The organism is Pseudidiomarina insulisalsae, from assembly GCF_003987065.1.
GTDB classification, from domain to species: Bacteria; Pseudomonadota; Gammaproteobacteria; order Enterobacterales; family Alteromonadaceae; genus Pseudidiomarina; species Pseudidiomarina insulisalsae.
Genome location: NZ_PIPY01000004.1, coordinates 41,292 through 56,813, shown reverse-complemented (window position 1 = coordinate 56,813; position 15,522 = coordinate 41,292). Strand labels below are relative to the sequence as shown.

At 55.4% G+C, this 15,522-nt stretch carries 13 protein-coding genes; 8 read left to right on the top strand and 5 right to left on the bottom strand.

Features of this window, described 5'->3' with window-relative positions; genetic code table 11:
• Window positions 1-26 precede the first annotated feature (26 nt).
• Window positions 27-2,354, bottom strand: coding sequence for a DNA internalization-related competence protein ComEC/Rec2 (locus CWI71_RS04505; RefSeq protein WP_126754079.1), 2,328 nt, complete (start codon window positions 2,352-2,354; stop codon window positions 27-29).
• 43 nt (window positions 2,355-2,397) lie between these two features.
• On the opposite strand from CWI71_RS04505, the gene CWI71_RS04500 reads away from it, so the two are divergent.
• Complete coding sequence (locus CWI71_RS04500) at window positions 2,398-2,919, top strand: DUF2062 domain-containing protein (RefSeq protein WP_126754078.1); 522 nt, start codon at window positions 2,398-2,400, stop codon at window positions 2,917-2,919.
• Here the strand turns inward: CWI71_RS04500 and CWI71_RS04495 are convergent.
• The 3 genes from CWI71_RS04495 to CWI71_RS04485 are packed head-to-tail and all read right to left on the bottom strand — an operon-like array spanning window position 2,906 to window position 6,062.
• On the bottom strand, window positions 2,906-4,129 hold the full coding sequence (locus CWI71_RS04495) for a lipoprotein-releasing ABC transporter permease subunit (protein WP_126754077.1): 1,224 nt from the start codon (window positions 4,127-4,129) through the stop codon (window positions 2,906-2,908). The genes CWI71_RS04500 and CWI71_RS04495 overlap by 14 nt on opposite strands.
• Window positions 4,129-4,824 (bottom strand): lipoprotein-releasing ABC transporter ATP-binding protein LolD, encoded by a 696-nt coding sequence (gene lolD, locus CWI71_RS04490; RefSeq protein WP_126754076.1) that lies wholly within the window; start codon window positions 4,822-4,824, stop codon window positions 4,129-4,131. The genes CWI71_RS04495 and lolD overlap by 1 nt, the downstream gene beginning before the upstream one ends.
• A 5-nt stretch (window positions 4,825-4,829) precedes the next feature.
• Window positions 4,830-6,062 carry a lipoprotein-releasing ABC transporter permease subunit gene (locus CWI71_RS04485; protein WP_126754075.1) on the bottom strand — a complete coding sequence of 411 codons (1,233 nt, stop codon included), beginning with the start codon at window positions 6,060-6,062 and terminating at the stop codon, window positions 4,830-4,832.
• Between the two features lie 117 nt (window positions 6,063-6,179).
• Here CWI71_RS04485 and mfd point away from each other — a divergent pair, with 117 nt between their 5' ends.
• From mfd to CWI71_RS04450, 7 genes are all read left to right on the top strand, one after another.
• A complete protein-coding gene (gene mfd, locus CWI71_RS04480) occupies window positions 6,180-9,647 on the top strand; it encodes a transcription-repair coupling factor (RefSeq protein ID WP_126754074.1) in 3,468 nt (1,155 codons plus the stop codon).
• Between the two features lie 33 nt (window positions 9,648-9,680).
• Window positions 9,681-10,823, top strand: coding sequence for a CsiV family protein (locus tag CWI71_RS04475; protein WP_157981054.1), 1,143 nt, complete (start codon window positions 9,681-9,683; stop codon window positions 10,821-10,823).
• 33 nt (window positions 10,824-10,856) lie between these two features.
• Window positions 10,857-11,351, top strand: coding sequence for a MarR family winged helix-turn-helix transcriptional regulator (locus CWI71_RS04470; RefSeq protein ID WP_126754072.1), 495 nt, complete (start codon window positions 10,857-10,859; stop codon window positions 11,349-11,351).
• Entirely contained in the window at window positions 11,320-13,098 is a 1,779-nt protein-coding gene (locus CWI71_RS04465; RefSeq protein ID WP_126754071.1) for an ExeM/NucH family extracellular endonuclease, read from the top strand. The genes CWI71_RS04470 and CWI71_RS04465 overlap by 32 nt, the downstream gene beginning before the upstream one ends.
• A 70-nt stretch (window positions 13,099-13,168) precedes the next feature.
• A complete protein-coding gene (locus CWI71_RS04460; RefSeq protein WP_157981053.1) occupies window positions 13,169-13,714 on the top strand; it encodes an RNA polymerase sigma factor in 546 nt (181 codons plus the stop codon).
• The gene (locus tag CWI71_RS04455; protein WP_126754069.1) at window positions 13,711-14,109 is read left to right on the top strand and encodes a hypothetical protein; all 399 of its coding nucleotides are present in this window, start codon (window positions 13,711-13,713) and stop codon (window positions 14,107-14,109) included. The genes CWI71_RS04460 and CWI71_RS04455 overlap by 4 nt, the downstream gene beginning before the upstream one ends.
• Window positions 14,106-14,936, top strand: a complete 831-nt coding sequence (locus tag CWI71_RS04450; protein WP_126754068.1) for a PDZ domain-containing protein — start codon at window positions 14,106-14,108, stop codon at window positions 14,934-14,936. Before CWI71_RS04455 ends, CWI71_RS04450 begins: the two co-directional genes overlap by 4 nt.
• A 28-nt stretch (window positions 14,937-14,964) precedes the next feature.
• Here CWI71_RS04450 and CWI71_RS04445 read toward each other — a convergent pair whose 3' ends face one another.
• Window positions 14,965-15,429: an Hsp20 family protein gene (locus CWI71_RS04445; RefSeq protein ID WP_126754067.1), complete on the bottom strand. Its 465-nt coding sequence runs from the start codon at window positions 15,427-15,429 to the stop codon at window positions 14,965-14,967.
• Window positions 15,430-15,522 lie beyond the last annotated feature (93 nt).

The window sequence follows — 15,522 nt, the reverse complement described above, 5'->3', positions numbered from 1 at the left end:
TCAGTTATTCTAACCGTTTTCATCGGTCACTGGCTAGTTTCTGCCGTGCTGGTCGATTTTAACCGCTGCTGATCCCGGTCAAACCAGTAGCCTTGTGCCGCCGCAAATGGCTGCTCCGCCCACCATCTGCGTCCGTCGGTGTGAATGCTGATCTGGCCACCAACAGCGGTATCAAATAACGCTATCCGTTGGCGTGCGTACGTGGCTACCACCTCAGGGTGCGGGTGACCATAGGCTGAATTACGGCCACGGCTTAACAGCGCCACCGACGGTTGCACATGCTGGATAAAATAATCTTCCGACGATGATTTACTACCATGGTGTGGCACCACCAGTAAGTGGGCCCGCACCGGCGCCAGCTCTGCTAATAGCTTACGCTCTACCGCCTTTTCCACGTCACCTGTCACCAGTATCCGCAACTGCTCAAATTGCAGTAACAACACGCAAGAGCTGTTATTGTGCGCATTGCCGCGGCGTTGATCGTCACGCGGATGCAGCACCTGCCAGCTAACCTCTCGCCAGCGACCGCGCTGACCCGCCAGACAAGGCGCACCATAACTGCCACCATACCAACGCAACTCGCGAAATGCTTGCGCTAAAGTTACGTAACCGCCTTCATGATCGCGATCGGTATGGGTGATAAAGGCCAGTTCAGGGCTCAGTCGGCGCTGCTGTAAGAAAGGTAAAATGGTGCGCGAGGCCATCGCCCCTGAGCTGTCCCAACTGGCGGCAGTGTCGATTAACAAGGCATGGCCCTGACGTTCAATCACCAATGCAGTGCCCTGCTCCACATCAAGCATATGCACGCTCAGCCGCGGACCGTTTGGCAACTGGGCGGTCACCAGCAGCGCAAAAAGCAAGATGCCAGTACCAGCGGCGCGCCAACGCCAACCCATGGGTAACAGCACTACCAGCAAAATGGCAAGGATCCAGGGCCAGGACGGCAGCCGACTCGCCGGCAGCCATTGCCACGGGGCAACGGCGAGTACTTCCAGCTGCGGCCACAGCGTTGCCAGTGGCCAACTGGCCAATTGCAGCAGTGGCTGAGCCCAGCCATACCATTGCAATGCGGCGGCAATAAACCCGAGCAGCGCTATCGGTAACACCCACAAACTCACAATGGGCACAACCACCAGATTGGTCAGTGCCGCGGCACTGGAGGCGCCGCCAAACGAAGCCAGCATGACCGGTAGAAATAACAGCGTGATAAGCCACTCAAAGCGCCATAGCTCGCGAACTTTTGCCCAGCGCCCGTGATAACGGGGCCAGCGCCATGTCATCAGTAAAATACTGGCGACCGCGCCTACCGAGAGCCAGAAACCGGTGCTCAACGGCGCTAATGGCTGCAGCACAATAACCACGGCGACTGCCCGCAACAGTACCCGCGCCGCGCTAATCCGCCAAGCGTTGACCTTATGCCACCAAACGACCGCCAACATAATCAACGCCCGTAGGGTGGCAATCGCAAACCCGGCTAACCAGGCGTACAACAGCGCCAGCGGTAATGCCAGCCACGGCGTGATATGCCACAAATTGCGGCGCTCACGCTGTGAGCGTCGCCGGCTCAACAGACCCACGACCCGCCAGGCCAGTACAAAGGCTAGCCCGGTAACCAGTGACAGGTGCATACCGGAGATTGCCAACAGGTGCGCCAGTCCGGTGCGTTGCACGACCTGCCACTGCTCAGAGCTCAGCCCGTGGCGCTCACCGACCAGCAGCGCCAGCAGCACGCCCGATAAAGGCACATTCGCCAGCGCCCGCTCCAGGCGTTGCACCAGTTGTTGCCGCGGGCTGGCCTGCCCCGAGAGGTAATGTCCACGGCGAATGGTGCCTAAGGCAGCGATTTCATTGGCCAGCAAATACCGGTGATAGAACATACTGCCGGCGTTTCGTGTGCCCTGCGGAGCTTTCAATCGCGTCGAGAAATGCCAGGTTTCACCCACCAGAGGTAAGCGCTGTGGCGCTGCGCTATGCGGGTCGTACCAATGCAGCCGTAATCGCACGGTGTGATCAAACTGGGCACTGGCGGGCCAGCGTTTTACCCTGCCGGTAATGCGCCAGACACCGGGCTGACGGGCCACCACCTCGCTGATCTGCAATTCCAGGTTTACCGTGCCGGTAAACAAACGCTCCGGCACGGGCGTCTGCATGACAAAATAGGCATTGCCAGCGCCCCATAAGATACCGCACAATACGCCCCCTAAAAGTTGCGTACGAAGATGTGTACAATGGTCCAGAAGCAGACAGGTGCAAGTGAGTACTGCTAAGCTTAACAGTGTTGTTTCATCGGCTGGCCGACGAAACCAGAAGGTAAGGCCATAACCGCTGAGAAATGCGCACAACCACCGATCCATGGATGTTGTACCTTGTAAGTTAAGAGTAACGAGTTAACTGCACATGCCGAGAAAGTTTTTTCAGCGCATCATGCCCGACCATGATGCGATCAAAAACAGTCGCAGCTTAAAAGTTTTTGGTAAGTTGCTGCACGATGCCAACCTGTGGCATCTGAATCGTCGCTCAGCCTCCGGTGCCTTTGCGATTGGTTTGTTCTGTGCGTTTATTCCGCTCCCTTTTCAGATGGTGCTCGCTGCCGCTGCCGCCATTCCGTTCCGGGTTAACTTACCGCTGTCGATTGCGCTGGTATGGGTGTCAAATCCTATCACCATGCCACCACTGTTTTATTTCTGCTACCTGGTGGGGACCTGGCTCATTGGGGCGCCCTCACAACCGTTCTACTTTGAGCTTTCCTGGCAATGGCTGGGCGAGAGCATTACCACCATTGGGCCTGCTTTCCTGTTAGGCTGTCTGGTGTTGGGCACGATCGCCAGTCTTGTCGGTTATTTCGTCATTCGTCTGCTCTGGCGTCAGTCCGTCGTCAGTGCCTGGCGCGCCCGCGCGCACCGCGTTACGAAGAAATAGCTGCAACCACTTGGATCCGCGACGCCTGCCAGGCCGGATACAAGGTCGCCAGCAGACTGAGCAGTAACGCGACCACGGCAACGATAATAATGTCCCGTGCTTGCATCAGTACCGGAATGTGGTCAATAAAGTACACGTCACTGGCCAAGAGCGAGCTGCCGGTCAGTTGCTCCAGCATTGCCAGCAACCCCGGCAGGCTCCAGCTTAGCGCAATACCGGCAAGAACACCGAAAGTAACGCCCACCAGCCCATTTTGTATTCCCTGCATCACAAAGACCCGCACCAGGCCGCTGGCACGCAGGCCCATGGTTCGCAAAATACCGATATGACGCCGTTTCTCCTGCACCGTCATGATCAGGGTTGAGACAATATTGAAACAGGCAACCGCCAGCACCAATATCAGCACCAGATACATCACCATCCGTACCATCTGAATATCGCGGTACAAATGGCCCTGCGCCCGCATCCAATGATCAAGGTAAACGTAATCGCGCAGTTGATAACCTATATCGTTTGCCACCTGCTCGGCGGCAAAAAGATCAGTCAGCTCCAGCTCAACCGCAGTAATGCCCTGCGCTAGTCCGGTTAGCTTACGCGCCGTGTCTAAACTGACATAGGCCCGTTGATGATCGACCTGACCACCGAAGTCAAACTGCCCCACTACCTCCAGGCTGATCCGTTGCGGTGCCTGAAAACCGCGCTCGGCCGCCACGACCAAACGCAGATTCTCGCCTGCGTTAACCCCCAGCCGCTGCGCCAGCCCCTGGCCCAGGATCAGGGTGTTGGGTTGCTGTAATTGCTGCCAGACCTGCGGTGTCACATACGCGCTAATAGCGTGATCAGCAGCCGGGTCGACCCCAACTACTTCGACACCAACAAATTCCCGGCCTTGTTGCACCAACGCCTGGGTACGAATAGCAGCGCGCGCCGAGCGCACCTGTGGGTGTTGTTCGGCAAGTTGAAAAATAGTTTGCGGATGCTGCAAAGCACCTTCAACGGCGCGAAACTCTACATGTGGAATGAGCTTTAAAAAGCGCTCCTCGAGTACCTGTCCAAAACCGTTCATCACGCTTAGCCCAGTAATAAAAACCATACAGCCAAGAGCGATACCGAAGGTCGACGATGCCGAAATAAATGACAAAAAACGGCTGCGTTCACGGCCACGACGGAAACGCCGCGCCAGTAACCACGCCAGTTGCCAACGCGCCATCATCGCTGCGTTGCCTGTTTGGGGACCAGCCGGCCATGATGCAATTGCTCCTGTCGCGGTAAACTATCCGCCAGTTGCTGATCATGGGTCACAATGACAAAACAGGTTTGCAGTTCCTGGTTAAGCTCCAGCATCAGCTGCAATACCTGCCGCGCAGTATCGTCATCCAGATTGCCGGTAGGCTCATCAGCCAGAATCAGCGCAGGTTTGTTGGCCAGTGCCCGGGCGATCGCCACCCGCTGACGTTCGCCACCGGAAAGCTCGGCCGGACGATGACTACCGCGTGCGCTCAGCCCAACCCGCTCCAGTAGCTGTTCTGCGCGTCGTCGGGCCGCTTTTGCCGTTTGTCCCTGAATCAACAGCGGCATCGCTACGTTTTCCAGCGCAGTAAATTCAGGCAGCAAATGATGAAACTGGTAAATAAACCCTAAATGCTGATTCCGCCAATCCGCAAGCTTGCGTGGCGACCATCTGGCGATGGCCTCACCGCGAAACAGGATTTGCCCACTGTCCGGTTGATCCAGGCCGCCCATGCAATGTAACAGGGTACTCTTTCCTGAGCCTGAGCTACCGACAATGGCCAATAGTTCACCCTCATGCAGACTCAACCGTACGTCCTGCAGAACTTGCAGATGATGGTTACCATCCCAGTAACTCTTGCTAACGTGCTCACAACGTAATAATTCTGAAGTCATATCTGTTACTCATAGCGTAAAGCATGCGCAGGTAAAACCCGACTGGCTTGCCAGGCCGGAAACAGTGTCGCCAGTAAGGTCAGCAGTAACGCCGCAGCCACTGTGCTGACCACCTGTAAACTATCAACAATCACCGGTAATCCCTGCGGGCCGGCAAAGGTCATATCAACGCCCAGGGCACTGACGATGGTATTCAGGTTTAACGCCACCAGCAGTCCCAGCGCCAGCCCCAGACTACTGCCCAGCACGCCGTTAACCAGCCCCTGGAATACAATCATCCGGCGGACCCGATGCGCCGCCATGCCCATGGTCTGTAAAATAGCAATATCGCCACGCTTGTCCTGGACCACCATCATCAGTGACGACACGATATTGAAGGCGGCCACTGCAATAATCAACCCAAGCATCAGGTTGATCATACGCTTTTCCATACTGACCGCATCGAACAAATGACCGTAGCTCTCGCGCCAGCTACGTAACTCTAATTGCGGATCCAGTTCTGGTCGCAACTCGGCTGCGGCGGCAAGCGACTGAAACGGGTCAGCAAAATAATAGCGTAACCCGGTGACATGCTCTGGCGCCATCCGCAATATGCGTGCGAGATCGGCGCCATGCATCACCAGCAAATGCTGATCTGCTTCTGACTGCATACGTACCACCGCACCGACAGTCACCAGTCGCTGCGCCGGTAACAAACCTAAGGGCGTGTAAATGCCACCACCGGCGGCAATCAGCCGAAGTTGCTGACCAGGCCAGACGTTCAACTGTTGTGCCAGCGCGTAGCCAAGTACCACTTCATAGCTGCCCGGTGCCAGCGTTAATCTTCCGGCCTCAAGATGCTGTTGTAACGGCGCTAGCTGCACGCCACTGGCGTCATATTCAGGAAACACGCCCTGTATCTGTACTGCCTGCAGCTGTTGCGCGCTTTGCACCACTCCGGCAGTACTGACTTCGGGCACCAATGCCAGTTGCCCGGGCTGAGGCGGCAGCGATGCGGCAGTTTCGCGCCAGTTATCCAGCCCTGACTCACGTTGCACTTCCAGTTGCGGCACCACTGTCAGAATGCGTTTTTTCAACTCGCCTTCAAAGCCGTTCATCACCGAGCCCACAATGATTAGCGCCGCGACCCCTAACACGATGCCGACCAGCGATACCCGCTGAATAAAGCGGGTGAAGCGTTGACCATAGTGGGCGCGACTGTAACGTAAGCCTAGAAATAGTGATAACGGCTGGAACATGAGCTCTCTGTCAGACAATAAAGGTAGCGCTGCAAGCATAAAGAAATCTGCGCACTGATCCAAGTGAGAGTTTCAGGTATACTTTCAGCCAATTGAGACGTAACTAAAGCAGGACCCATGACCAAGGCATCGATCCTAACGCCACCACAACCTTCTTCAGCCCGCACTGATATTACCTGGCAAGGCCTGGCCGGTAGCAGCGTCGCTTATGCGCTGGCAGAACTGATTGATCAGCAGGACAAACCGGTACTGATTGTCACCCCGGACGCGCCGCAGGCGCATCGCCTGGAGCACGAAATACGTTACCTGAGTGAGAAAGGTGACAATGTGGTGGTATTTCCTGACTGGGAGACCCTTCCCTATGACAGCTTCTCGCCACATCAGGATATTATCTCTGAACGACTGAGTGTGTTGGCACAGTTGCCAACAATGACCATTGGCGCGCTCATTGTCTCGCTGAACACTTTATTACACCGTATTGCCCCGACTGATTATGTCAGTGGTCAGGCGCTTCAGGTCGAAAAAGGCCAGCAACTGGATGGCCATAAGTTACGCCAACGGCTGGAACGTGCCGGGTACCGCCACGTCAATCAGGTCATGGAGCATGGCGAGTTCTCGGCCCGCGGCTCCATTCTCGACCTCTTTCCAATGGGCAGCAACACGCCTTACCGGATTGATTTTTTTGCTGACGAGGTGGACTCTATCCGTACCTTTGACCCGGACAGCCAGCTCTCGGCCGCTGAGGTCGATGCCATTAATCTGCTTCCGGCGCACGAGTTTCCGACTTCACCGACCGCTATTGAAGGCTTTCGCGCGCGCTACCGCGAGCTGTTTGAGGCCTCCAATGAGCGCGATTCGGTGTATTACCAGGTGTCGCAGGGCCAGTTCCCGGGCGGAATTGAGTATTACCTGCCGCTCTTTTTTGACACCACGGCGACCTTATTTGATTACCTGCCGGACGATGCCCTGCTGGTGACCTTTGGCGATCTGCAGAGCAGCCTGGATCAGCTTTGGCACGATATTTCGCAGCGTTACGAGCAGCGCCGCTATGACCGTCTGCGGCCACTGGTGCCACCACAGCAACTGTTTATGGCGGTGGATCAGGTGCATCAACGCTTTAAAGCCATGCCCCGTATTCGGGCATTGGTGCCAGCAGATAAACCACAGCCGGGACTGCAGGAGTTTGCTACCCGCAGCATTGGCGAGATTGCGCTCAATCATCAGTTAAAAGATCCGCTGCAGGCGTTGCGTCACCGCTTGCAGGAATTGTTTATAGCCGACTACCGGGTCATTTTCGTAGCTGAGACAGCGGGTCGTCGTGAATCGCTGCGCGACTTGCTCGCCCCGTTACAACTGGAGCTGGCTGAGCTACCGCATTTACGTGCCGCGCACGAGCATGGCGCCCGCAGTGGTATTACCGTGGCGCCGCTGGTCAATTCGTTTGTTGCAGACGATGCCAAACTGGCCGTCATTACTGAGACAGAACTACTCGGCAACCGCATTGCCCAACGCCGCCGGCGCGATCAAAAGGCCACAGTGACCAGTGAGCAAATGGTGCGCAACCTGGCCGAGCTACGCATCGGTCAGCCGCTGGTACACATTGATCATGGCGTGGGACGCTATCAGGGTCTGCAAACCATCGACACCGGCGGCATGACCACCGAATTTGTGACGATTGAGTATGCCAATAACAGCAAACTCTATGTACCTGTGGCTTCATTACATGTGCTGTCGCGCTACAGCGGTGGCGAAGAAGCGCATGCGCCACTGCACAAATTGGGCAGCGACACCTGGGAGCGCGCGAAGCGCAAAGCCGCAGAAAAGATCCGCGACGTTGCTGCCGAATTGCTTGATGTATACGCCCGACGGGAGGCCAAGCCCGGTTATCAGTATAAACTGGATACCGCAGAATATACCCGCTTCGCCAACAGTTTCCCCTTTGAAGAAACCGATGATCAGCAACAGGCCATCACTGCGGTGCTCGATGACATGCAGTCCGACCGTGCCATGGATCGCCTGGTTTGCGGTGACGTTGGTTTTGGCAAAACTGAGGTTGCCATGCGGGCAGCCTTTGTTGCTGTAAATGATGGCAAGCAGGTTGCCGTATTAGTGCCGACGACCTTACTGGCCCAGCAACACTATGAAAACTTTAAAGACCGCTTTGCCGACTGGCCGGTGCGGGTTGAAGTTTTGTCGCGCTTTAAAACGGCAAAACAAACGCAAAAGATTCTTGAAGACATCAACGCCGGCAAAGTCGACATTGTCATCGGGACCCATAAATTATTGCAAGGCACAGTTAAATTCAGTGACCTGGGCTTATTGATCGTCGATGAGGAACACCGGTTCGGCGTCCGTCAGAAAGAGGCCATCAAGCGCCTGCGCGCCGATGTCGATATTCTGACCCTGACCGCGACACCGATTCCCCGCACCTTGAATATGGCGATGCACGGGGTTCGCGACTTGTCGATTATTGCCACGCCACCAGCCAAACGCCTGGCGGTAAAAACGTTCGTGCGTGAATATGATGCGCCGACCATCCGCGAAGCAATTCTGCGTGAGATTCTGCGCGGCGGGCAGGTTTATTTTCTGCATAACAACGTCGAAACCATTGAGAAAACCGCGCGCGATCTGGCTGAGCTCGTTCCTGAAGCGCGCATCACTGTGGCACACGGCCAGATGCGCGAGCGTGAGCTCGAACGCATTATGTCCGATTTCTACCACCAACGTTTTAATGTGCTGGTGTGTACCACAATCGTTGAAACCGGTATTGATGTCCCGACTGCGAATACGATCATCATGGACCGCGCTGACCACCTCGGACTGGCGCAAATGCATCAGTTGCGGGGGCGGGTTGGACGTTCCCACCATCAGGCCTATGCCTATTTGCTGACACCGCACCCGAAGCGCATGACCAAAGATGCGTTAAAACGGCTCGAGGCGATTTCACAACTTGAAGATCTCGGTGCTGGCTTTATGTTGGCCACCCATGACCTGGAGATTCGTGGCGCCGGCGAGCTGCTGGGCGACGAGCAAAGCGGGCAGATTGAATCCATTGGCTTTACGCTCTATATGGACATGCTGGAGCAAGCGGTGGATGCATTGCGTGACGGCAAGGAGCCAGCGCTCGACAGCTTACTACAAGCGCAAAGTGAGGTTGATTTACGGGTACCGGCGCTACTACCCGAAAGCTACATTGGTGATGTCACACTACGGCTGAGCATGTACAAGCGCATTGCCAGTGCCGAAAACGCTGATGAGCTGCGCACGCTGCAGGTCGAAATGATTGACCGTTTTGGTTTGTTGCCTGATGCCGCAAAAAACCTGATCCGCATCACCGAATTACGTAATCGCGCCGGCCACTTGGGTATCCGGAAAATAGATGGGTCCCCACAGGGGATCAGTCTTGAGTTTGCCGCCGATACCAAAGTTAATCCGGGCTATCTGATTGAGTTAATTCAGCGTTATCCCAACGATTACAAACTTGAAGGCCCGACCCGTTTACGCATTCTTGCCAAAATCAGCGATACTCAAGAGCGCATGAAACTGGTAGAGTCAGTGGTTAATGATTTGGCTGAAAATCTCTGATACGACATGATAAAAATGGCAAGCGACAACGCAATGAGCTATTCGCAAGGACACAAGCTGCGCCGTCTGGGCATTATGCTTGGTACGCTGCTGACCGTCGTCAGCCTCAGTATCGGCAGTAGTTTTGCCAAGCCTCCTGATGTACCAGTGAACCAATGGCGCTGGTTTGAAATTGAAGTGTTGCTGTTTAAACACAGTGACGCTGACAACCTGACCGAAAGTTTCCCCTGGCAAGGACCTGAGGAACCGCAAGGAGTACGCTTTGATCCGCTGAGCGATTACTTCGCACCAGACATCAGTGCGGCGCTCGCTGACCTGCCTGAATGCACGTTGCCCGGAGCGGTTCCGAGCTTTGCCGCAGCCTCCATCTGGTGTCGTCAGCCGCAAGAGCTGAATCCGTGGTTGCCACAAAACTGGTCGCGCAGCGAACGCACCTTAGCCACCATGCCACAGGCTCCCGAACGCATTATTGACGGCATGGGCGGTAATGTTGGCTTGGCCACAGCGCCTTTTCTTGCCCCGCAAGAACAACTTGAACTGAGCGATATGCGCGAGCAGATCATTCGTCGCGGTGTCGGCACGCCGTTGCTGCATATGAGCTGGTATCAGCCGGTCTTTGAGCGGAATGACGGCTACAAAATCCGTTTATTTGCCGGCACTAATTTCGGTGACCAATTCTCGCCGGACGGTTATCCCTACGTATTAACCGATGACCAAACCGCGGCAGCGACTGACGAACAAGCGCTCAGCTCCAGTCACGAGCTGGCATCGCGGTTGCGCCGGGTTATCGGATTACAACAAGCCGGCGAGCTGCAGTTCAGCGCGCAAGCCGACGATCAGCCGCTGGCACCACCGCCGCTACTGCGCCCGCCGGAAACACCGACGGCAGTATGGGAAGTCGATGGCACCTTACATATTTATTTAGTCGGCAACTATCTGCACATTGCCAGCGATCTGGAGCTACGCGCGCCTGAGTCAGTGCAGTGGCAGCCGGCGGAGTTAAGTGAGCAGGCGCAGCGCGCCCTTGAGCCGCAGCGTGACGGTCGCTTTTTACGTAGCTATAAGCTCGATCAGTTGCGCCGCGTGATCAGTCACGAGACCCATTATTTTGACCATCCGAAACTTGGCCTTGCAGTGCAAATTCGCCGTACCGGCCTTTCTGCGCGCCGCTATTAGCCGGTGCCGCCTGATCGGACAAGGATCCCTGTTATGGAAAAATATGAAGAGCTATTATTAGCCCTGCGCAAAGTCATACGCGCAACCGACCTTTACTCAAAACAACTGAATAAACTGACGGGTCTTACTGCGCCGCAGCTGCTGATACTGCGGGAAGTCGCGGCAGCGCCTGATGGTATCACTGCCAGTGCCGTAGCACAGAATATTACCTTAAGCCCTGCCACGGTGAGTAATGTTATTGACCGGCTGGAGCAGCGGCAACTGATTCACCGTGAGCGCAGCACTGAAGATCGCCGCCGCGTAGTATTATCACTTACCGCCCGTGGCGCTGAGCGATTGCAGGCAGCGCCACGACCGCTACAGGAAGATTTCATTCACAAGTTCCAGGCGCTGGCCGACTGGGAGCAATCACAACTCGTTTCATCAATGCAGCGGATTGCTGCGATGATGGACGCCGAGCGGCTTGACGCCGCTGATGTACTGGAAGTAGGAAGCTATGCACAGCAGCAGTTTAAACAAAATTCTTAATCATACCCTGATTCTTGCCGCGAGCGCAGCGCTGCTGGCCGGCTGTACTCCAACTCAGCCCACCACCACAGTAGCGGCCGCCTGTGCGCAAAGCAGCCACAGCATCGCGCAGGTGCAGGGCGACGCAGCAGTCTCGCCGTTACTGGATCAGCAGGTGCAAGTTAGCGGTACGGTCACCGCCAGCTGGCAGCAGCCGGATCAACTGGGTGGTTTTTTTCTGCAAGGTGAGCAAGCCGCACTGTTTGTTGCCAGCGACCAGACGGTGGCAATTGGCGACCGTGTCACGGTTTCCGGTACCGTCAGCGAGGCCAATCAGCTGACCCAACTGGTTGCTATCAGCGATCTGGCCCGGTGCGGTACCGCCCCGTTGCCACCAAGTCAGCCACTGCATTTGCCGGTGGCCCAGCTGGCCGACTTCGAAGCACTTGAAGGACAACGCGTTACTCTACCGCAAAGGTTGGTGGTCAATGGCACCTATGCGCTCGGTCGGCATGGAAGTTTTGATGTCGCATTACAACGCCTCTATACCCCAACTCAGGTCGCCAGTCCGGGCGCACCAGCACGTACCCTGGCTGCCAGCTACGAGTTGCAACGCCTGGTGATTGACGATAATCAGGCGCCGAATCCGGCGGTGGTGCCCTACCCGTCCCCGGCACTGAGCGCGAGCAATACTTTGCGTAGTGGCGATCAGGTTCACTCCGTCAGCGGTATTCTCAGTCAATTTAATGGCCGGTACCGTATTCAGCCGACTCAGGCGCCTGAGTTTGAAGCGTTGAACCCACGTCCCGAAGCGCCGTTGCCGGTCGCCGATGCACGCGTTATTCGTATTGCGGCCTTCAACGTGCTTAATTATTTTAACGGCGAGGGCGCAGAACAACAGTTTCCTACCGACCGGGGCGCGCAAACCCGCGAAGCCTTCTTGCGTCAGGAAGAAAAAATTATTGCCGCCTTGTCGGCCCTGAATGCCGACGTCATCGGCCTGATGGAGCTTGAAAATGATGGGTACACTCCCACCAGCGCAATCGTGCGTCTCATTGAGCAGTTACGTTTGCGTACCGGCGCCGACTGGCAATTTATTCAGGCAGCTGAAGCTGAATTCGGCGGGGCCTCGATTACCAATGGTCTGATTTACCGCGCTGACCGGGTAGAGCCTTTGGGGAAAGTACTCACCATCACCAGCGGCCCCTTTAGCAATCGCAGCCGCTACCCACTGGTCCAACGGTTTCGCCCACACCATAGCGGCGAGAGTTTTGCCGTAGCCGTAAATCATTTTAAATCCAAGGGCTCCTGTCCGCGCGACGCTAATGACCCTAACGCTAATCAAAATGACGTTCAGGCCTGCTGGAATCTGGCCCGCGTTCAGTCTGCTGAATTACTGGTGCAGTTAATGCAGACCGAACCGAGTTTGCAACAGACTGACGCTCAAATTCTATTGGGTGATTTCAATGCCTACGCCAAAGAAGACCCGATGCAAGTGTTCAAAGCGGCGGGCTATCATAATCGCGCTGAACATTTTGAGCCCGATGGCTACTCGTACGTCTACGACGCCCAGGCTGGCAGCCTCGACCACGTGCTGGTTTCCGGCGCTTTGCATGGTCGCGTGTTGAATCAGCAACACTGGCTTATCAATGCCGATGAACCCAGGGCGTTAAGCTATGATAATTATGCCAGCCATCCTGACTGGTATGCGCCTTCCCCCTACCGGGCCTCAGATCACGATCCAATTCTCATCGATCTGCAGTTTTAATCAGATTCTGCTGTCACAAAGCGCCATTCTGTTGCATCTTTTAAAGTGAACGAGTTGCAACAGGATGCCTATGGCCGCGAGTGGATTTGGACAAAGCTTAGCAAAGGACATTATTGTCGGCGCGCAAAATGGGCGTCGCGACTGTCAGAAGGTGCTGTTTGAAACTTTTCAGCCCGCTGTACAGCGCCTGCTGAATGGCATGTGCCGCGATCAGGAACTGGCCCGCGATTTAACTCAAGACGTGTTTTTGCAGGCCTTTGCTAAGTTGCGGCAGTTGCGTGAGCATGATGCCCTGGGCGGCTGGCTGAAGCAGTTGACCGTAAACACTGCCTTGTCACATTTTCGCAAGCCACAACATCTTGCGGTCGAGCCAGAGTTTGAGGAACAGCTTGATGCCCAGGACTGGTTAAGCCAAAGCGACTGGCTGCAACAGCTCGATTCTGTCGAAGCCTTGCTCAGGCACCTTGATGAGCATGAGTATCAGCTGATCTGGCTCTATCTGGTTGAAGGCTATCAGCACGACGAATTAGCAGAATTATTTGAGGTAAGCGCCGCGACCGTACGCCAGCGCTACCATCGCGCACTAAAGAAGTTACGTGAGAGGAGTCAGGTATGAAGCAGAACCCGACCAATACAACCCTAAGTTCCACTGAGCAGCTGTTAAAACAGCACCTGGTGAACGCCGCTGAGCCTGACCGTCCGTTAAGCTGGCAGGAAGTTGCCGCACAGTTACCGCCAGAACGGCAGCCCCGCCGTCGGCAGTGGCGCTGGCCACTCTGGTTTGCCCCGCTGGCAGCCGCTGCCGCAGTGGCGTGGGTAATGGTTCTGCAACCGCAGCCCACGCTCCAGCACGCACCGGATATGACACCGATGTTATTAGCCAGTAATTACAGTTTGGACGCCGTCGATCAGCAAATTCAGCAAGCCTATCTGAAAGGCGCCGATGAGGCTGAAATAGCGATCTTGTGGCAACGCCGCGCCGAACTTACCGCACAGGAGACCCAGTCATGAAAACAGTTTTAAGCAGCCTTAGTTTAGCAGTTGTCGTTGCGCTAAGCGCAAGCACTGTGCAGGCGCAGGAACAACAAGCGCGTGAACATGCGCGCGCCGCAGCGGTCGCCGCAGCAAAAGCCCATGGTAAAGAAGCCGCAGTCAGCATGCAGGAACCAGCACGCAGCTATTTTGACTGGGGCGCGGTGGTGCATCCAAGCGGCGAGGTACTGTCCGTACGTCAGGGCTCAGTAGCTGACGCCATGGGGCTGCAGGTCGGCGATCGTCTGTTACAGGTGGATGATTTAAATATGGCCGAGCAGCCACTGGAAGAGATTGTGGGTTACCTGGAAACCTTAGAGCACGGTAATCAGTTTCTGGTGACCCTGGCCCGGGGCACTGAAACCCTTGAGCTTACCGGACAAGCTTCCGCTACGGTAATACCCGGCTGGCGTCTGGAAGTCGATGTCACTAACGAGCAGGTGAATAAAGCCGACAGTGATGCCTGCGGGCGTATCAGTGTTTTTGCGACACCGCCGCAAAGTCGTGATCTGTATCCGGCGTACTTCTCGGAAATTGACGGGGAGAATGCTCCGCCACGCCGCTCAATTATCAAGTTAACTCCGGGTAAGCATGTCATTGAACTACATGAGCTGATTGCGGATCAGTGGCTGCGTCGCACCAAGCAACTGCAGCAGGCAAAGCCGATTGAGATTGATGTCAAAGCCGACACAACCTATTACCTTGCGGCAAAATTTATTCGTGAGAAGCGATTAAGTACGTATCGTGAAGAGTATTGGGAGCCAGTGGTCTGGCGTGAGGTAAAACAAGAATGTGAGGGCAGCTAAGCTGCCCTCTCGCTTTCATAAGGCGTACTTAGCTCGCCTTGTTCGCACTACCTTCCAGTAGGTTTAACGAATTACCAATTTCGATTTTCCGCGGCTTCATTGCCTCTGGAATAATCTTTTCCAGGCCAATGGTCAGCAGACCATTTTCCATTTTCGCGCCTTTTACCTCAACGTGGTCGGCAAGGTTGAATTTGCGCTCAAAGCTGCGAAAACCAATGCCTTTGTGCAAGTACTGGCGCTCGTCCTGCTCATCCTCTTTACGGCCCTGAACTTTCAGAATGCCGTTCTCGACTTCAATGCTGAGCTCGTCTTCGCCAAACCCGGCTACCGCCAATGTAATGGCATAACGGTTGTCGCCAATAACCTCGATGTTATAGGGAGGATAACCACCGGCACCGTTGCCATCAGCGCGCATTGCTGCGTCTAACAGGCGGGCCATACGGTCAAAACCAATACTGCTACGATAAAGTGGTGATAAATCAATTGTTGCCATTTTCATTCTCCTTAAGAAGCAATGTTAAACTTTGTCGGGACTCTCTCTGAGACATCTCCGACAACTACTAAGTAAGGCCAGCACGGTTTTTTT

Coding starts and splice junctions, on each gene's coding strand:
- CWI71_RS04465 (WP_126754071.1), top strand. CDS start 11,320: ATGCACAGCAGCAGTTTAAACAAAATTCTTAATCATACCCTGATTCTT.
- CWI71_RS04485 (WP_126754075.1), bottom strand. CDS start 6,062: ATGTTCCAGCCGTTATCACTATTTCTAGGCTTACGTTACAGTCGCGCC.
- CWI71_RS04460 (WP_157981053.1), top strand. CDS start 13,169: ATGGCCGCGAGTGGATTTGGACAAAGCTTAGCAAAGGACATTATTGTC.
- CWI71_RS04495 (WP_126754077.1), bottom strand. CDS start 4,129: ATGGCGCGTTGGCAACTGGCGTGGTTACTGGCGCGGCGTTTCCGTCGT.
- CWI71_RS04505 (WP_126754079.1), bottom strand. CDS start 2,354: ATGGATCGGTGGTTGTGCGCATTTCTCAGCGGTTATGGCCTTACCTTC.
- lolD (WP_126754076.1), bottom strand. CDS start 4,824: ATGACTTCAGAATTATTACGTTGTGAGCACGTTAGCAAGAGTTACTGG.
- CWI71_RS04475 (WP_157981054.1), top strand. CDS start 9,681: ATGAGCTATTCGCAAGGACACAAGCTGCGCCGTCTGGGCATTATGCTT.
- CWI71_RS04445 (WP_126754067.1), bottom strand. CDS start 15,429: ATGGCAACAATTGATTTATCACCACTTTATCGTAGCAGTATTGGTTTT.
- mfd (WP_126754074.1), top strand. CDS start 6,180: ATGACCAAGGCATCGATCCTAACGCCACCACAACCTTCTTCAGCCCGC.
- CWI71_RS04455 (WP_126754069.1), top strand. CDS start 13,711: ATGAAGCAGAACCCGACCAATACAACCCTAAGTTCCACTGAGCAGCTG.
- CWI71_RS04470 (WP_126754072.1), top strand. CDS start 10,857: ATGGAAAAATATGAAGAGCTATTATTAGCCCTGCGCAAAGTCATACGC.
- CWI71_RS04500 (WP_126754078.1), top strand. CDS start 2,398: ATGCCGAGAAAGTTTTTTCAGCGCATCATGCCCGACCATGATGCGATC.
- CWI71_RS04450 (WP_126754068.1), top strand. CDS start 14,106: ATGAAAACAGTTTTAAGCAGCCTTAGTTTAGCAGTTGTCGTTGCGCTA.